The following is a 17,504-nucleotide window of genomic DNA, read 5'->3' as shown; positions in this document are numbered from 1 at the left end:
CTTAGCGCCCTTTTTTATGCCTTAATTCTGGATGTCTATATTTGCTATACCCAAGAAACTTGAAGGTGCACAAGTAAGAAAGCCCCCTGAGCATAGGTGAACTATGTGATTGGGGCGAACGAACACAGCCAACACCGCTGCAACTTCAAGTATGACGGGTATATCTATGCTTGGTAATAAGCAGAGACTCTCGCAATTAACTCATCCAGATTTGCTGTGATTAAGTGGTTAATCCCCCCCGCAGCTTCTCGCCCACCGCCACTCACAAACTGACTACACAGCTCACCTGCGCCTTGTTTATTGTTCAAAGGAGCACGCAATGACACTGTATAGCCCTGTTGGCTATTTGCAGTTAAAACCAAGTGAGCATTATTTGGCGCTTGATTAGCAAGCCAATTACCATACACACCGCTGATCCGTCGTGATGCGGCTGTATCTGGTAAAATAAACACTGACAACTGGTTATCTTGATAACTTGCATCAAGTAATTGAGCTTGTGTCATGTCCTCTGCAAATGCGGTTTTTAGAGTGTGGTACGGTGAGGTATTGTCAGCAATAACAGCAAATGGATCATCATAGGCCAAAAGCTGCTGAAACAGCACTGCCGGATGAAAATGTAAATCCTCCACATCTTCCCCATATCCGTTGTAATTGACCAAAGTGCCTAATTCTTGTAATTGCAGAGCTTGCTGGCAACTTAAACCAGCCTCTAGAGCCAGTGTATCGGCCTTAGCTAGTAAGTTATCACCATACGCTGCAGTGATCGCCCATAAATGGAAGCGTCGCTGTAAAAGCGTATCAATGATTAATGCGGTACAAGTATCTGCCTCCAAATCGATGTGGGCATCTAGATTCGAATAGGATGGAATGTCGCCCGCTTTATGATGATCGGCATAGAAAACTTGAGCACCAAGATCTAAGGCGTTGATCAGTGCTTTCTGGTTTGACGCCATAGAAATATCCAACACGGTAAGCGTGTCTTTACTATCAAGAGAAAGGGCTTCAAGTAGTTGAATATCTCGCTTTACTCCAGTGACTAATTGCGCGGCTTTGGGTTCCGCTAATCTCAATTGCAGTAAAGCAATGATGCCATCTGCATCACCATTAAAAACATCGTAGTGCATAACATTACTCAAATCATAAGCTTAGTTGTAATGTAACGCTCAGGTGATAAACAAACAAAGAGCGAAATGTTATAAAACCTCACCTTCTATTATATTAGAGGGAAGTCGAGGTTTAGTTTAGGCATGCATCGCCTTCACGCCATCTTCTAACAATTGTAATTGCTCTACCCCAATCTCTGTTGCTCTTGGTTTTACCACAGAGATCATTTGCAACATTCCTTGATGAATGCTTTCTTCAGTGATTTGCGTTTTAGGTGACATTGCAGATTGATAACCTAACCAACTCGTCGCGATTAGATGCAAAGTTCTCACCAGTGACTTCAACTCATCTTGAGACAAATCAAGCATCCCCAATACAACAAAATCAGCCATAATATTGACAAGGTTGGCTTGAAGTTTTTCTTGAACGGCGATGTAATCTTCGTGTAACTGTTCATCACGCTGAAGGATTTCTGGCAAATTGGCGTAGAAAAAACGATACTTCCACATTAGGGTGAAAATTGAATTCAAGTAACGCTTGAGCAGTACTAAACTCTCTTGCTGACCTAAGATTGGCGTAAAACGCTCCAAAAGTTCATTGGAGTAAAGAGTAAAAATTTCACGTACGATTTCTTGCTTGTTGCGGAAATGGTAATAAAGATTACCTGGGCTAATATCGATGTGCGCGGCAATATGGTTAGTAGTAATATTTCTTTCACCATGCTCGTTAAATAGCTCTAGAGCAGCCAGTACAATTTTGTCGCGCGTCTTCATTTTCTAGCGTATTCCTTTCAATCGATCTAACGACAGTATATGCGTTAGTCTATTTAATAACAAAAGCGCCTGATGTTATCAGGCGCTTTAAAGTCATACTGTTACTTATGGTACGGTTTAGATAACTCGTGTACCGCATCGATAAATACACCTGCATTTTCAGGCGGTACATCAAGGTGGATACCGTGACCCAAGTTAAATACATGACCAGTACCACCATCGCCAAAGCCTTCAAGGATCGACGAGACTTCTTCACGAATACGTTCTGGTCCTGCATAAAGCATTGATGGATCCATATTGCCTTGTAGAGCAACTTTGTCACCAATCCGAGCTTTGGCATCCGCAATATTGATTGTCCAGTCTAAACCAACCGCATCACAGCCTGTAGCAGCGATTTGTTCTAACCACATGCCACCGTTCTTAGTGAATAGTGTGACAGGTACTTTACGCCCATCGTTTTCACGAATAAGACTATCAACAATCTTGTGCATATATTGCAATGAGAATAAGTTGTAATCACGTGGAGTCAGCACACCACCCCAAGTATCAAATACCATTACCGATTGCGCACCCGCTTTGATTTGTGCGTTAAGGTATTCGATCACACTATCTGCAAGCTTATCCAGTAACAGATGCAACGTTTGTGGCTCAGCATACATCATCTTTTTGATCTTAGTGAATGCCTTTGAGCTGCTGCCTTCAACCATATATGTTGCAAGCGTCCATGGGCTACCAGAGAAACCAATTAATGGCACTTCACCTTGTAGATCTTTACGAATCTGGCGCACTGCATTCATTACATATTGCAATTCACCTTCCGGATCAGGAATGCCAATTTTGTCGACATCGGCTTTACACGTAATTGGCTTGTCAAATACAGGACCTTCTCCTGTTTCAAACCGTAGACCAAGTCCCATCGCATCTGGGATAGTCAAAATATCAGAGAACAAAATAGCCGCATCTAAAGGGAAACGACGCAATGGTTGAAGCGTCACTTCTGAGGCTAATTCTGCATTACGACACAGTGACATAAAATCACCCGCTTGGGCACGAGTCGCTTTGTATTCAGGTAGGTAACGACCTGCTTGGCGCATCATCCATACTGGTGTGTAATCTACTGGCTGCTTTAAAAGCGCGCGAAGATAACGATCATTCTTTAATTCTGTCATTATGCTCTTCCAATTTTAGGTCTTATTTTAATGCCAATATTCTAACATTGTTTTGTTCGCAAAAGCCGTGTGCTTTGCAACCTAGATCAAGTAATCAACTTTTTATTTCGTTGTTAGTTTGCACCCTACCCTCAACAGTGATAAAAATTGCAACGCTAGCGAAAACTACAATAATTAGCTGAGTATTTAGTACTTAGCAACTCATAACGACATCTTACTTACCCCCTCCCTCTCGGAGGGTTTTTTTTATCTACCCTAAGTACTATGCTGCATAATATCTGCCACTGTTTTGTCAATTAAAGCCCGTGCAATGGTTCCTTCCGGCGCCACTGATGGCATTTCACACGGTGAAAACCACCGTGCATCACTCAACTCACTGTAATCTGGTTTAACGTCACCTGATTGATAATCTGCCAAAAAACCCATCATCATACTCGATGGAAATGCCCATGGCTGGCTAGCAAAGTAACGAATATTCGTCACCTCAATACCGGTTTCTTCTTTTACCTCGCGTGCGACACATTGCTCAAGAGTTTCTCCTACCTCAACAAAACCAGCGATCACGGTATACATACCATTCCGATGGCGTGGATGTTGAGCAAGTAGAATTTGTCCCCTTTTGCGCACAGCGACAATAATACAAGGAAAGATCCTTGGATAATGCAGTGTATGGCACTTACTGCATTGCATCGCCAATTGATTGTGATTTAGATGATTTCGCCCACCACATAGAGGACAAAAGCGCAATGTTTGAAACATATGTCCGTATTGAACAGCTTTGCTGACTAGCAAAAATAATGGCTCAGCAAACACTAAACACTCTCGTAAAGAGGTCAACGGTAATCGGTGTTCAACATCCTGTTCATTTAGCCACATAACCGGAAGCCCTTGATAGTGACCAACACATACCGCTTTTTCACTAGGAAAATAAAATTCTTGAGCATTACCTATCGGTAATTCCCCTCCCTGCAACCAAATTTCACTACCAGATACTACGCACCAATAAGCCCTGTGCAGTTGGTCAATTTCACTGTTCTCGATCATTACCGTCCCTCTATGCTTGCAGTTCAACCATTTTACTGGCAATCTAAATTGATACCAAGTTTGTATCTATTCACTTTTTTGATTACATAACTGGTAAGGACAAATAGGTTGTAAATCTATCATCGCTTTGCTTAGCAAAGCCTAATAATCACCGGAGTGTGATTAGATCATGAGGGCATGGTCATGCTAAAAAAATTCCAACAAACACAGGAACAGTGGGGTGGCTCAAGTGAAGTCATTGACCATTGGTTAGAGACTCGACAGTCATTAATCGTTGGGTACTGTAAGCTTGCCTCACTTCAACCTGCTAGTCAGAAAAGCACTCTTTCTTCGCTTCCGACTCCTCTAGAATTGCAGAGTTTTTGCCAATATCTGGTCGACTATATTTCTGAAGGTCACTTCAAGATATATGACATGGTGATGGATCAATGGCGCTCAACGGGCTTTGAAGCCACTGATGACATTAATACTGCTTACGCAAAAATCGTCTTAACCACCGATCCTTTGCTCAACTTTACTGATATATACGCAGATGTAAGCGATGACGACACGCTCAATAGCTTTGAGAAAGATTTGTCGAGTATCGGTGAGATTCTAGAAATTCGCTTTGAAGTAGAAGATCATCTAATACAGCTAATTGCGGACAGTTTAGCGGTACCGCCAGGGGCGTAAATTCATACCTTTGATATAGATAAAGGATAACTATAAAAGGTAACTAGGCTGACAATTTGTCGGCCTTTTTGATCTATAGACTGCGAGTTATCGCTCAATTGAAAAAAAAGGCACCCAAAGGTGCCTTTTTTAGCTTTTAACGATGACTCGTCAGAAAAGAATTAGTCTTCTGAAGAGAAGCCAGCATTTAGAAGTGCAGCTAGGTTATCTGTCGCTTGTTCAACAGATGGACCTTCTTGCTCTTGAGCACGCTTAGCTTGACGCTCTTGGTGGTATGCGAAACCTGTACCCGCTGGAATTAGACGACCAACGATTACGTTTTCTTTCAGACCACGTAGCTCATCACGCTTACCAGAAACCGCAGCTTCTGTTAGTACGCGAGTTGTCTCCTGGAACGATGCCGCAGAGATGAACGACTCAGTTGCTAGAGATGCTTTAGTGATACCTAGAAGGTCACGTTCAAAACGTGCAGGCTCTTTGCCTTCAGCTTCTAGATTACGGTTAGCAATCTTAACATTGTGATATTCAACTTGCTCGCCAGGTAGGAACTCAGAGTCACCCGCGTGTGTAATAGTACACTTACGTAGCATTTGACGAACGATAGTTTCAATGTGCTTATCGTTAATCTTAACGCCTTGTAGACGGTAAACTTCTTGTACTTCGTTTGCGATGTACTGAGTTACTGCGTGGATACCACGTAAACGTAGAATGTCGTGTGGAGTTTCTGGACCGTCGGCAATAACATCACCACGTTCCACTTTCTCACCTTCAAATACGTTTAGCTGACGATGTTTAGGAATCATTTCTTCGTAAACTTCACCGCTGTCGCGAGTAATCACTAGACGACGCTTACCTTTCGTTTCTTTACCAAAGCTTACAGCACCAGTGTGCTCAGCTAGGATCGCAGGCTCTTTAGGCTTACGAGCTTCGAATAGGTCAGCTACGCGTGGTAGACCACCGGTGATATCTCGGTTTCCGCTCGATTTTTGAGGGATACGAGATAATGTGTCACCAATGCCAACTTCCGCGCCATCTTCGATGTTAACGATCGCTTTACCAGGTAGGAAGTAGTGAGCTGGCATATCAGTACCAGGGATCATTACATCATTACCTTGCTCATCTACAAGTTTGATAGCTGGACGCATATCTTTACCTGCAGCTGGGCGAGAAGCTGGATCAGTTACTTCGCTTGAAGATAGACCTGTTAGGTCATCTGTTTGACGAGAAACTGTTACACCGTCGATCATATCTACGAATTGGATACGACCTGCCACTTCAGTGATGATTGGCATGGTGTGCGCTTCCCAGTTCGCTACTGTTTCACCAGCAGTTACTGAATCGTTGTCTGCTTTGCTCAACAATGAACCGTAAGGCAGTTTGTGTTTCTCTTTCGTACGACCGAATTCATCAATGATGGTCATTTCAGATGCACGAGAAGTAATAACTAACTTACCAGCTTTGTTGATTACAAACTTAGCGTTATGAAGCTTAACAGAACCGTTGTTCTTCGCATGGATGCTGTTCTCTGCCGCAGCAGTAGATGCCGCACCACCGATGTGGAACGTACGCATCGTTAGCTGTGTACCTGGTTCACCGATAGATTGAGCAGCAATAACACCTACTGCCTCACCTTGGTTCACTAGGTGACCACGTGCTAGGTCACGACCGTAACACTGTGCACAACAACCGAAGTCTGCATCACAAGTAACAACAGAACGTACGCGCATGCTGTCAACAGAGTTCTCTTCCATAATCTGACACCACTTCTCATCAATTAGAGTATTACGTGGGATCAGGACATCATCAGTGCCTGGTTTTAGAACGTCTTCAGCAACAACACGACCTAGAGCCAACTCAGAAAGTGCAACTTTAACGTCACCACCTTCGATGTGAGGCATCATGTCAACACCTTCAACAGTGCCACAGTCATGTTCAGTTACAACAACATCTTGTGCAACGTCTACTAGACGACGAGTCAGGTAACCCGAGTTCGCTGTCTTAAGTGCCGTATCCGCTAGACCCTTACGAGCACCGTGCGTTGAGATAAAGTACTGTAGTACGTTTAGACCTTCTTTAAAGTTTGCTGTGATCGGCGTTTCGATGATTGAACCATCTGGACGAGCCATTAGACCACGCATACCAGCAAGCTGACGAATCTGAGCTGCAGAACCACGTGCGCCTGAGTCGGCCATCATGTAGATGCTGTTAAACGATTCTTGTTGCTCTTCTTCACCGTCACGGTTAACGACAGTTTCAAAAGACAAGTTTTCCATCATAGCTTTCGCTACGCGGTCATTCGTTGATGCCCAGATATCGATTACTTTGTTGTAACGCTCACCCGCAGTTACAAGACCAGATTGATACTGTTCTTGAATCTCGCGAACTTCTTCTTCTGCTGCTGCAATCTCAGTGTATTTCGCTGCTGGTACAACCATATCGTTGATACCAACCGATACACCAGATAGTGCTGCATAAGCAAAACCGGTATACATAATTTGGTCAGCAAACACTACTGTGTCTTTTAGACCAAGCTTACGGTAACACTCGTTAATTAGGTTAGAGATTTGTTTCTTACCTAATTTTTGGTTAACGATGCTGTACGGTAGACCTGTTGGTACGATTTGCCACAACATTGCACGACCGATAGTTGTATCAACCATCTTCGTTTCTGTTGTGCTGTTACCATCTTCATCTACAACGGTTTCTGTAATACGTACTTTCACACGTGCGTGTAGCTCAGCGTTTTTAGTGCGGTATGCCTTCTCAGCCTCTTCAGGGCCAGCAAGGTACATGCCTTCACCTTTCACGTTGATCTTGTCACGTGTCATGTAGTACAGACCCAATACAACGTCCTGCGAAGGTACGATGATCGGATCACCTGACGCTGGCGACAGAATGTTATTCGTCGACATCATCAGAGTACGAGCTTCAAGCTGTGCTTCTAGAGTTAGAGGCACGTGAACCGCCATTTGGTCACCATCGAAGTCCGCGTTGTACGCCGCACACACTAGTGGGTGTAGCTGAATCGCTTTACCTTCGATTAGTACTGGTTCGAACGCCTGAATACCAAGACGGTGAAGTGTTGGTGCACGGTTCAATAGTACTGGGTGTTCACGGATCACTTCGTCTAGGATATCCCAAACAACCGCTTCTTCGCGCTCTACCATTTTCTTAGCAGCTTTGATTGTAGTCGCAAGACCACGAGTCTCTAGCTTGCTGTAGATAAACGGTTTAAATAGCTCAAGTGCCATCTTCTTAGGAAGACCACACTGATGTAGACGTAGGTATGGACCAACTGTGATTACAGAACGACCAGAGTAGTCTACACGTTTACCTAGAAGGTTCTGACGGAAACGACCTTGTTTACCCTTGATCATATCAGCAAGAGATTTCAGAGGACGTTTGTTCGAACCTGTGATCGCACGACCACGACGACCGTTGTCTAATAGCGCATCAACAGACTCTTGCAGCATACGTTTTTCGTTACGTACGATGATGTCCGGAGCAGCAAGCTCTAGAAGACGCTTCAAACGGTTGTTACGGTTGATCACTCGACGGTAAAGGTCGTTTAGATCTGAAGTCGCAAAACGACCGCCATCTAGTGGTACTAGTGGACGTAGATCTGGCGGAAGAACTGGAAGTACAGTAAGGATCATCCATTCTGGGTTGTTACCAGAAGTAATGAACGCTTCTACCAATTTCAAACGCTTAGTGAGTTTCTTACGCTTAGTTTCAGAGTTAGTTGTTTCTAGCTCTTCACGCATTTGTTCAGCTTCAGCGTGCATATCCATAGAACCTAGAAGGTCCTTGATTGCTTCTGCACCCATTTTAGCTGTGAACTCATCGCCCCACTCTTCTAGACGATCCAGATACTCTTCTTCAGTAAGCATCTGACTCTTTTCTAGATCAGTCATACCCGGTTCAGTTACTACGTACATTTCGAAGTAAAGAACACGCTCGATATCACGTAAAGGGATATCCATTAGTAGACCGATGCGAGACGGTAGTGATTTTAGGAACCAGATGTGAGCAACTGGTGAAGCTAGCTCGATGTGGCCCATACGGTCACGACGAACTTTAGTTTGCGTAACTTCAACGCCACACTTTTCACAAATAACACCGCGGTGCTTCAGGCGCTTGTACTTGCCACAAAGACATTCGTAGTCTTTTACTGGTCCAAAAATACGCGCACAGAACAAACCATCACGTTCAGGTTTGAACGTACGGTAGTTGATCGTTTCAGGTTTTTTAACTTCACCGAAAGACCATGAACGGATCATGTCTGGTGAAGATAGACCGATTTTGATTGCATCAAATTCTTCGGTCTTATGCTGCGCTTTTAGAAAGTTTAATAAGTCTTTCACAATCAGCTCCTGTAAGGAGTTAAAAGGGGCTCACTTGCAAAAGTGAGCACCTTCTACCAAATAATCACCTTTCTCGGTTAAAGAAACGGATTACTCTTCGTCTTCTAGCTCAATGTTGATACCTAGCGAGCGAATCTCTTTCAACAATACGTTGAACGATTCTGGCATGCCAGGTTCCATGCTGTGGTTACCGTCTACGATGTTTTTGTACATCTTAGTACGGCCGTTAACGTCATCTGACTTAACGGTTAGCATTTCTTGAAGCGTGTAAGCAGCACCGTATGCTTCTAGTGCCCATACTTCCATCTCACCGAAACGCTGACCACCGAACTGAGCTTTACCACCAAGTGGTTGCTGAGTTACTAGGCTGTACGAACCAGTTGAACGAGCGTGCATCTTGTCATCAACAAGGTGGTTTAGTTTCAGCATGTACATGTAACCAACAGTTACAGGACGCTCAAACGCATCACCAGTGCGACCATCAAATAGCGCAAGCTGACCAGATGTTGGAAGATCTGCTAGCTCAAGAAGCGCTTTAATTGACGATTCAGGTGCACCATCAAATACAGGAGTCGCGATTGGTAGACCACCACGTAGGTTTTCAATCAAAGTACGAACTTCTGAATCAGATAGAGAAGCAATGTCTACGGTTTGGCGAGTTTCGCCCAAATCGTAAACTTTTTGCAGGAATTCGCGGAATCTTGCGAGCTCTTGCTGCTCTTTCACCATCTTGTTGATTTTCTCACCGATACCTTTCGCTGCCAGACCTAAGTGAACTTCTAGGATCTGACCAATGTTCATACGCGAAGGTACACCCAGTGGGTTAAGAACGATGTCTACCGGCTGACCGTTTTCATCGTAAGGCATGTCTTCAACAGGGTTGATCTTAGAGATTACACCCTTGTTACCATGACGACCTGCCATCTTATCACCAGGTTGGATGCGACGTTTAACCGCAAGGTAAACCTTAACGATCTTCAGTACACCCGGTGCTAGATCATCACCTTGTGTGATCTTGCGACGCTTAGTTTCAAACTTCTTATCGAAGTCTGCACGTAACTCGTCATACTGCTCTGCTAGTTGCTCAAGCTGAGTCTGTAGAGCATCATCTTCAAGCGTTAGCTCTAGCCACTTCTTACGTTCTGTAGTGTCTAGTCTTGCTTCAGCATAACCACCGTCGATCAATACAGCGCGAACACGGTTTAGAAGACCACCTTCAAGAATCTTAAATTCTTCAGTTAAGTCTTTCTTCGCTTCTTTCAACTGCATCTGTTCAATTTCAAGCGCACGCTTGTCTTTTTCAACGCCATCGCGAGTGAAAACTTGAACATCGATGATTGTGCCTGAAACTGAGTTTGGTACGCGTAGAGACGTATCTTTAACGTCTGACGCTTTCTCACCGAAGATTGCACGTAGTAGCTTCTCTTCAGGAGTTAACTGAGTTTCACCTTTAGGCGTTACTTTACCTACAAGGATATCGCCGCCTTTAACTTCCGCACCGATGTAAACGATACCTGACTCGTCTAGTTTAGACAGAGCAGATTCACCTACGTTTGGAATATCAGCAGTGATTTCTTCAGCACCAAGCTTAGTATCACGTGCCACACAAGATAGTTCTTGAATGTGGATTGTCGTGAAACGGTCTTCTTGTACAACGCGCTCAGATACTAAGATCGAGTCTTCGAAGTTGTAACCATTCCAAGGCATGAATGCGATACGCATGTTCTGACCAAGAGCTAGTTCACCAAGGTCTGTTGAAGGACCATCAGCAAGGACATCGCCGCGAGCAACCGGTTCGCCAGGCATTACACATGGGCGTTGGTTGATACACGTATTTTGGTTAGAACGAGTGTATTTAGTTAGGTTGTAGATATCGATACCAGCTTCACCAGGTACCAATTCTTCTTCGTTCACTTTAACAACGATACGAGAAGCATCTACAGACTGAACCATACCACCGCGTTTAGCGACTGCAGTTACACCGGAGTCAACAGCGATGTTACGTTCAATACCAGTACCAACTAACGGCTTATCAGCACGTAGTGTCGGAACCGCCTGACGTTGCATGTTCGCACCCATCAATGCACGGTTCGCATCATCGTGTTCTAGGAACGGGATAAGCGATGCCGCAATTGATACTACCTGGTTCGTTGCAACGTCCATGTACTGAGCGTGTTCACGAGGGTGCAGACCTGATTCACCTTTTTGACGAGCTGTGATCAGCTCATCTGCAAATGTGCCATCTTCGTTAAGCTTAGTGTTCGCCTGAGCGATAACGAATTGACCTTCTTCAATTGCAGAAAGGTAATCAACTTCATCTGTTACTACGCCATCTAGAACGCGACGGTAAGGTGTTTCTAGGAAACCGTAACCGTTACAACGTGCAAACGCAGATAGAGAGTTGATCAGACCGATGTTCGGACCTTCTGGCGTTTCGATCGGACATAGACGACCGTAGTGAGTTACGTGAACGTCACGTACTTCGAAGCCAGCGCGTTCACGAGTTAGACCGCCAGGACCCAATGCAGAAATACGACGCTTATGCGTTACTTCTGATAACGGGTTGTTTTGGTCCATAAACTGTGAAAGCTGTGAAGAGCCAAAGAATTCTTTAACCGCTGCTGAAATAGGCTTAGCGTTGATAAGATCTTGAGGCATGATTGCATCAAGGTCACCAAGGCTTAGGCGCTCTTTCACTGCACGTTCAACACGTACAAGACCAACACGGAATTGGTTCTCTGCCATCTCACCAACAGAACGGATACGACGGTTACCTAGGTGATCGATATCATCAACTTCACCAATACCGTTACGGATCCCGATCAGCTTTCTCATCACTTCAATGATGTCTTGCTCGTCAAGCGTACCTTGCTCTTCCGCGTCAGTACGACCAATTGAACTGTTGAACTTCATACGGCCAACAGTTGATAGATCGTAACGCTCTTCAGAGAAGAATAAGCTATCGAATAGAGATTCAGCTGCATCTTTCGTTGGCGGCTCGCCAGGGCGCATCATGCGGTAGATTTCTACCAATGCAGAAATACGATCAACAGTACTGTCGACACGTAATGTTTCTGACATGAATGGGCCGTGGTCTAGATCGTTCGTAAACAGAACTTCTAGAGCTTTGTGACCAGCTTGAGATAGATTCGCCAATGCTTCCAAGCTAATTTCTTGGTTGGCACCAACAATGATCTCGCCAGTTGCTTCATTGATGTAATCTTTCGCTGCAACTTTACCAACGATGTACTCTACTGGTACTTCGATGTGGTCAATGCCGTCTTTTTCTAGTTGACGGATATGACGTGCAGTTACGCGACGACCTTGTTCAATGTAAACTTTGCCGTTCGCTTCAACATCAAACGAAGCAGTTTCGCCACGCAAACGCTCAGGGACTAACTCCATCATCAGAGTTTTGTCTTTCACTTGGAAGTTAACTTTCTCGAAGAAAATATCTAGAACTTCTTCGGTAGTCTTACCAAGTGCGCGCAAAATGATTGATGCAGGCAGTTTACGACGACGGTCGATACGTACGTATAAGTTATCCTTAGGATCGAACTCAAAGTCTAACCATGAGCCACGGTAAGGAATTACACGTGCGTTATATAGAACTTTACCTGATGAGTGGGTCTTACCCTTATCGCTGTCGAAGAACACGCCTGGGCTTCTATGCAGCTGGGATACGATAACCCTCTCGGTACCGTTAATTACGAAGGTACCGTTGTCTGTCATAAGCGGAATTTCGCCCATGTAGACTTCTTGTTCTTTAATGTCTTTTACAGTACCTGCTGGCGCGTCTCTATCAAAAATAACTAGACGTAGTTTTACGCGTAGTGGTTTTGAATAAGTAACACCTCGGATTTGACATTCTTTAACATCAAAAACTGGCTCACCAAGACGGTAGCTAACGTATTGCAGCTCGGAATTGCCGTTATAGCTCTGAATTGGAAATACAGAACGGAAAGCAGCCTCAAGACCGTATTGACCCTCTGGATCCTGTTCGATAAATTTTTCGAACGAATCGAGCTGGATCGATAGCAGGTATGGTATGTCCAATACTTGTGGACGAGTACCAAAGTCCTTACGGATGCGCTTTTTCTCGGTATAAGAGTAAACCATGGGGTTCCTCAGCTCGCTGATAAGTGACCCAAACTGTCCGCCTTTCACCTTGTCAGGTGGGGAGGGACAGAGACTAACAACTGTTTACTGTAGTGACATATCATCCTGATTGAACAACATGTTTTTTGCTCAGATAGAGGTGCTTAAACAGCGGGAAAATTCACCTATACCCTACAGCGCAAAAAGGCCGGTGGTTAATAAACCACCAGCCATAGCCTGTCGGCTAAGAAATTAAGTAATAATTACTTAACTTCAACAACAGCGCCAACTTCTTCTAGCTGAGCTTTAAGAGCTTCAGCTTCAGATTTTTCTACGCCTTCTTTAACAGCAGTAGGAGCGCCGTCTACTAGAGCTTTAGCTTCTTTAAGACCTAGACCAGTCGCGCCACGTACAGCTTTGATTACTTGTACTTTGTTCGCGCCAGCTGAAGTTAGGATTACGTCAAATTCAGTTTGCTCAGCAGCAGCTTCAGTAGCAGCACCGCCAGCAACTACAGCAGCAGCTGCTGTAACGCCGAATTTTTCTTCCATTGCTTCGATTAGTTCAACAACTTGCATTACAGACATTTCTGCAACTGCGTCTAGGATTTGCTCGTTAGTAATAGACATAACAATTCTCTTTTAAGTCAACAATAAGTTTATTTAGCAACCAGTAAAAAGCAAGGCTTACGCCGCAACTTCTTCTTTTTGATCGCGGATAGCAGCGATAGTACGTACCAGCTTGCCAGCAGAAGCTTCTTTCATGCACATCATTAGGCGTGCAATTGCTTCGTCGTAAGTTGGAAGTGTCGCTAGTAGTTCAGCGTCAGTTAGAGCGCCTTCAAATGCAGCAGCTTTGATCTCAAATTTGTCGTTCTCTTTAGCGAAGTCTTTAAAAAGACGCGCTGCAGCACCTGGGTGCTCGTTAGAGAATCCGATTAGAGTAGGACCAGTGAAAGTGTCAGTTAGACACTCGTACTGAGTACCCTCAACCGCACGACGAGCTAGAGTGTTACGAACAACTCGTAGGTAAACGCCAGCTTCACGAGCTTGTTTACGTAGAGTCGTCATTTCACCCACGGCAACACCGCGAGAATCAGCTACAACTGCAGAAAGTGCACCACTGGCAGCTTCGTTGACTTCAGCAACAATTGCTTGTTTGTCTAGAAGGTTTAAAGCCATTTGGATTTACTCCTGGTTGTTATTACACCACTCACTATTATCACAACAGTGAGAGCTATTTAGGTGCGTCCCAGAAGAAAGATAACTATTTACATAGAGCTTTCTGTCAGTTCGGGCACCATCTACGTAGGATGATTAAGCCTTACTTTGTAAACAAAGGCAGGCACCTACGGTCTTGGACGGAGACTGCGTTATAATTCACTTAAAACTCTATCGAGTTTTTACGAACCAAACCTCAGCCCCAACCACAAATATTAGGCGCGAAACTATACACTAATTTCGCACCTAATCAAATATATTATGCTTGAGTGTTCAGGCTAGCCTGATCAACTGCAACACCAGCACCCATTGTAGTAGAGATGCTGATTTTCTTCAGGAAAACACCTTTCGCTGAAGACGGCTTAGCTTTCTTAAGTGCAACTAGTAGAGCTTCTAAGTTCTCTTGTAGTTGGTTACCTTCGAAAGACACTTTGCCGATTGTCGTGTGGATGATACCGTTCTTGTCATTACGGTAACGAACCTGACCAGCTTTAGCGTTCTTAACCGCTTCAGCAACGTTAGGAGTTACAGTACCAACTTTCGGGTTTGGCATCAGACCACGAGGACCTAGGATTGTACCTAGTTGACCTACAACGCGCATTGCATCTGGAGAAGCAACTACTACGTCGAAGTTCATTTCGCCCTTTTTAACTAGCTCAGCTAGATCTTCCATACCCACTAGTTCAGCGCCAGCAGCTTTAGCAGCTTCAGCGTTTGCACCTTGTGTGAATACAGCAACGCGGATATCACGACCAGTACCGTGTGGTAGTACAGTTGCACCACGTACGTTTTGGTCAGATTTACGAGCGTCGATACCTAGGTTAACAGCTACGTCAACAGATTCTACGAATTTAGCAGTCGCTAGTTCTTTAAGAAGAGCTACAGCTTCGTTGATGTCGTACTCTTTAGTTACATCAACTTTGTCGCGAATTACGCGCATGCGCTTAGTTAGTTTTGCCATGATCTTAACCCTCTACCACTAGGCCCATTGAACGAGCAGTACCCGCAATAGAACGTTTCATCGCTTCAATATCAGCACCAGTCATATCAGCAGCTTTAGTTTCTGCGATTTCTTGGATTTGAGCTTCAGTTACAGTACCCACTTTTTCAGTGTTAGGACGACCTGAACCAGACTTAACGCCAGCTGCCTTCAGAAGAAGAGTTGCAGCAGGAGGAGTCTTAGTGATGAACGTGAAAGAACGGTCACTATATACAGTGATAACTACTGGAGTAGGCATGCCTTTCTCAAGAGATTCTGTTTTTGCGTTAAACGCTTTACAGAATTCCATGATGTTCACACCGTGTTGACCTAGAGCAGGACCAACTGGTGGACTTGGGTTCGCAGCGCCAGCAGCAACTTGTAGCTTGATATAAGCTTCAACTTTCTTAGCCATGATATTTCCTAAATTTGGGTTCAAACGCTAATCCACTGATCAGCTCCCCGATGATTACAAAACTTTCTACTTCAGAAAGAAGTAAAAAGGCGCGAAATTATAGTCATAATTCGCACCTTAAACAAGCCTTAGTAAGCTGTTTTTTTAATCAAATTTTTCAACTTGACCAAATTCAAGCTCAACTGGTGTCGCACGACCAAAGATCGATACAGACACTTTAACGCGGCTCTTAACATAGTCCACTTCTTCAACGGTACCGTTGAAGTCAGCGAATGGACCGTCAGTAACGCGTACAACTTCACCCGCTTCGTACATTGTACGTGGACGAGGAGCTTCACTCGCTTTCTCTAGACGGTTAAGAATCGCGTCCGCTTCCTTATCTGTGATAGGAGCAGGACGATCAGAGGTACCACCAATGAAGCCCATGACTCGCGGAACGCTGCGCACTAAGTGCCATGATTCATCCTTCATCAGCATCTGAACTAGGACGTAACCTGGGAAAAACTTACGCTCTGACTTACGACGTTGTCCAGCGCGGATTTCCACTACTTCTTCAGTAGGGACAAGTATTTCGCCAAATAGCTCTTCCATCGCATGCATTTTAATATGCTCACGTAGAGATTGTGCTACACGACCTTCATATCCAGAGAAGGCCTGAACTACATACCAGCGTTTTTTAGGAGCTTCACTCATGTATATAAACCCTCTATACCCCAGTCACTAGAGCAACCAAACGGACCATAATACCGTCGATACCCCATAGCGCTAGAGCCATTACAATACTTACAGCTAAAACGATCAATGTTGTTTGTAAAGTTTCTTGGCGTGTAGGCCAAACTACTTTACGAACTTCCATGCGAGATTCTTTCGCAAATGAGATCGCAGCTTTACCTTTCGTTGTTGTAGCAGCAACACCAAGTGCTGAAGCGATTAGTACAACAACTCCTGCAGCGCGAATAACTACAGACATATCACCATACAGGTAATTACCCACAACAGCGGCAGTTAGCAGAACAAAAGTAGTTACCCACTTAAAGATATCTGCGCCATTTGAGCTCTCAGGAGTTTCAGCATTATTTGCTTTCATAAAACCAACCTGTCACAAGTCTTAATATAGACGACAACAACCCCGCTGTTGCAGGGCAAATCCATGAAACGGCAATTTAAATCAATTGACGCACGCTTTTCTTTGACCGAGAAACAAATCCCCTATCAAAAAATCCTGCTTAACGTCTGTTTGAACAAGAATTCAACAAACATTTTTTTTGGTGCAGAAAAAGGGCATCAAATGATGCCCTTTTTGCTACTGGTTCGTCAAATCTTATTCAAAAGATTTTCAGAAGACTTCCGCAATTCTATGAATTAAGCGAAGATCTTAGCAACAACACCAGCACCTACTGTACGGCCACCTTCACGGATAGCGAAACGTAGGCCATCATCCATTGCGATTGGAGCGATTAGCTCTACAACCATTTGGATGTTGTCGCCAGGCATTACCATTTCTACGCCTTCTGGTAGAGAGATATCACCAGTTACGTCAGTTGTACGGAAGTAGAACTGTGGACGGTAGCCTTTGAAGAACGGAGTATGACGGCCGCCTTCATCTTTAGAAAGTACGTATACTTCTGACTCGAACTTAGTGTGTGGAGTGATTGAACCAGGCTTA

General features: G+C 44.3%; 14 protein-coding genes. 1 reads left to right on the top strand and 13 read right to left on the bottom strand.

What is annotated here, in order from left to right:
• Nucleotides 1-164: 164 nt before the first annotated feature.
• The 4 genes from L4C38_RS20765 to nudC all read right to left on the bottom strand — a co-directional run bounded on the left by L4C38_RS20765 (nt 165) and on the right by nudC (nt 4,090).
• Nucleotides 165-1,124: a DHH family phosphoesterase gene (locus L4C38_RS20765; RefSeq protein ID WP_428799450.1), complete on the bottom strand. Its 960-nt coding sequence runs from the start codon at nt 1,122-1,124 to the stop codon at nt 165-167.
• A 117-nt stretch (nt 1,125-1,241) separates the two neighbouring features.
• Nucleotides 1,242-1,877 (bottom strand): TetR/AcrR family transcriptional regulator, encoded by a 636-nt coding sequence (locus tag L4C38_RS20760; RefSeq protein WP_428799449.1) that lies wholly within the window; start codon nt 1,875-1,877, stop codon nt 1,242-1,244.
• 101 nt (nt 1,878-1,978) lie between these two features.
• Nucleotides 1,979-3,046: a uroporphyrinogen decarboxylase gene (gene hemE / locus L4C38_RS20755; RefSeq protein WP_428799448.1), complete on the bottom strand. Its 1,068-nt coding sequence runs from the start codon at nt 3,044-3,046 to the stop codon at nt 1,979-1,981.
• 255 nt (nt 3,047-3,301) lie between these two features.
• The gene (gene nudC, locus L4C38_RS20750; protein WP_428799447.1) at nt 3,302-4,090 is read right to left on the bottom strand and encodes an NAD(+) diphosphatase; all 789 of its coding nucleotides are present in this window, start codon (nt 4,088-4,090) and stop codon (nt 3,302-3,304) included.
• A gap of 177 nt (nt 4,091-4,267) precedes the next feature.
• Here nudC and rsd point away from each other — a divergent pair, with 177 nt between their 5' ends.
• Nucleotides 4,268-4,762 carry a sigma D regulator gene (gene rsd / locus L4C38_RS20745; protein WP_428799446.1) on the top strand — a complete coding sequence of 165 codons (495 nt, stop codon included), beginning with the start codon at nt 4,268-4,270 and terminating at the stop codon, nt 4,760-4,762.
• Nucleotides 4,763-4,923: 161 nt separating this feature from the next.
• Here rsd and rpoC read toward each other — a convergent pair whose 3' ends face one another.
• The 9 genes from rpoC to L4C38_RS20700 form a co-directional block, all read right to left on the bottom strand.
• Nucleotides 4,924-9,126 (bottom strand): DNA-directed RNA polymerase subunit beta', encoded by a 4,203-nt coding sequence (gene rpoC / locus L4C38_RS20740; protein WP_428799445.1) that lies wholly within the window; start codon nt 9,124-9,126, stop codon nt 4,924-4,926.
• Between the two features lie 90 nt (nt 9,127-9,216).
• The gene (rpoB, locus tag L4C38_RS20735; RefSeq protein WP_428799444.1) at nt 9,217-13,245 is read right to left on the bottom strand and encodes a DNA-directed RNA polymerase subunit beta; all 4,029 of its coding nucleotides are present in this window, start codon (nt 13,243-13,245) and stop codon (nt 9,217-9,219) included.
• Between the two features lie 242 nt (nt 13,246-13,487).
• Nucleotides 13,488-13,853 (bottom strand): 50S ribosomal protein L7/L12, encoded by a 366-nt coding sequence (rplL, locus tag L4C38_RS20730; RefSeq protein ID WP_428799443.1) that lies wholly within the window; start codon nt 13,851-13,853, stop codon nt 13,488-13,490.
• Nucleotides 13,854-13,910: 57 nt separating this feature from the next.
• Nucleotides 13,911-14,405, bottom strand: coding sequence for a 50S ribosomal protein L10 (gene rplJ, locus L4C38_RS20725; RefSeq protein WP_428799442.1), 495 nt, complete (start codon nt 14,403-14,405; stop codon nt 13,911-13,913).
• Between the two features lie 298 nt (nt 14,406-14,703).
• Nucleotides 14,704-15,405: a 50S ribosomal protein L1 gene (gene rplA, locus L4C38_RS20720; RefSeq protein ID WP_428799441.1), complete on the bottom strand. Its 702-nt coding sequence runs from the start codon at nt 15,403-15,405 to the stop codon at nt 14,704-14,706.
• 4 nt (nt 15,406-15,409) lie between these two features.
• On the bottom strand, nt 15,410-15,838 hold the full coding sequence (gene rplK / locus L4C38_RS20715; RefSeq protein WP_428799440.1) for a 50S ribosomal protein L11: 429 nt from the start codon (nt 15,836-15,838) through the stop codon (nt 15,410-15,412).
• Between the two features lie 144 nt (nt 15,839-15,982).
• Complete coding sequence (gene nusG / locus L4C38_RS20710; protein ID WP_428799439.1) at nt 15,983-16,531, bottom strand: transcription termination/antitermination protein NusG; 549 nt, start codon at nt 16,529-16,531, stop codon at nt 15,983-15,985.
• 13 nt (nt 16,532-16,544) lie between these two features.
• Nucleotides 16,545-16,925, bottom strand: a complete 381-nt coding sequence (gene secE, locus L4C38_RS20705) for a preprotein translocase subunit SecE (protein WP_428799438.1) — start codon at nt 16,923-16,925, stop codon at nt 16,545-16,547.
• Nucleotides 16,926-17,200: 275 nt separating this feature from the next.
• The coding region (locus tag L4C38_RS20700) for an EF-Tu C-terminal domain-related protein (protein ID WP_489686417.1) at nt 17,201-17,504 on the bottom strand (304 nt) is incomplete at its 5' end.

This window comes from Vibrio kasasachensis (genome assembly GCF_050337565.1).
GTDB classification, from domain to species: Bacteria; Pseudomonadota; Gammaproteobacteria; order Enterobacterales; family Vibrionaceae; genus Vibrio; species Vibrio kasasachensis.
This window is presented reverse-complemented; position numbering and strand designations above follow the sequence as displayed.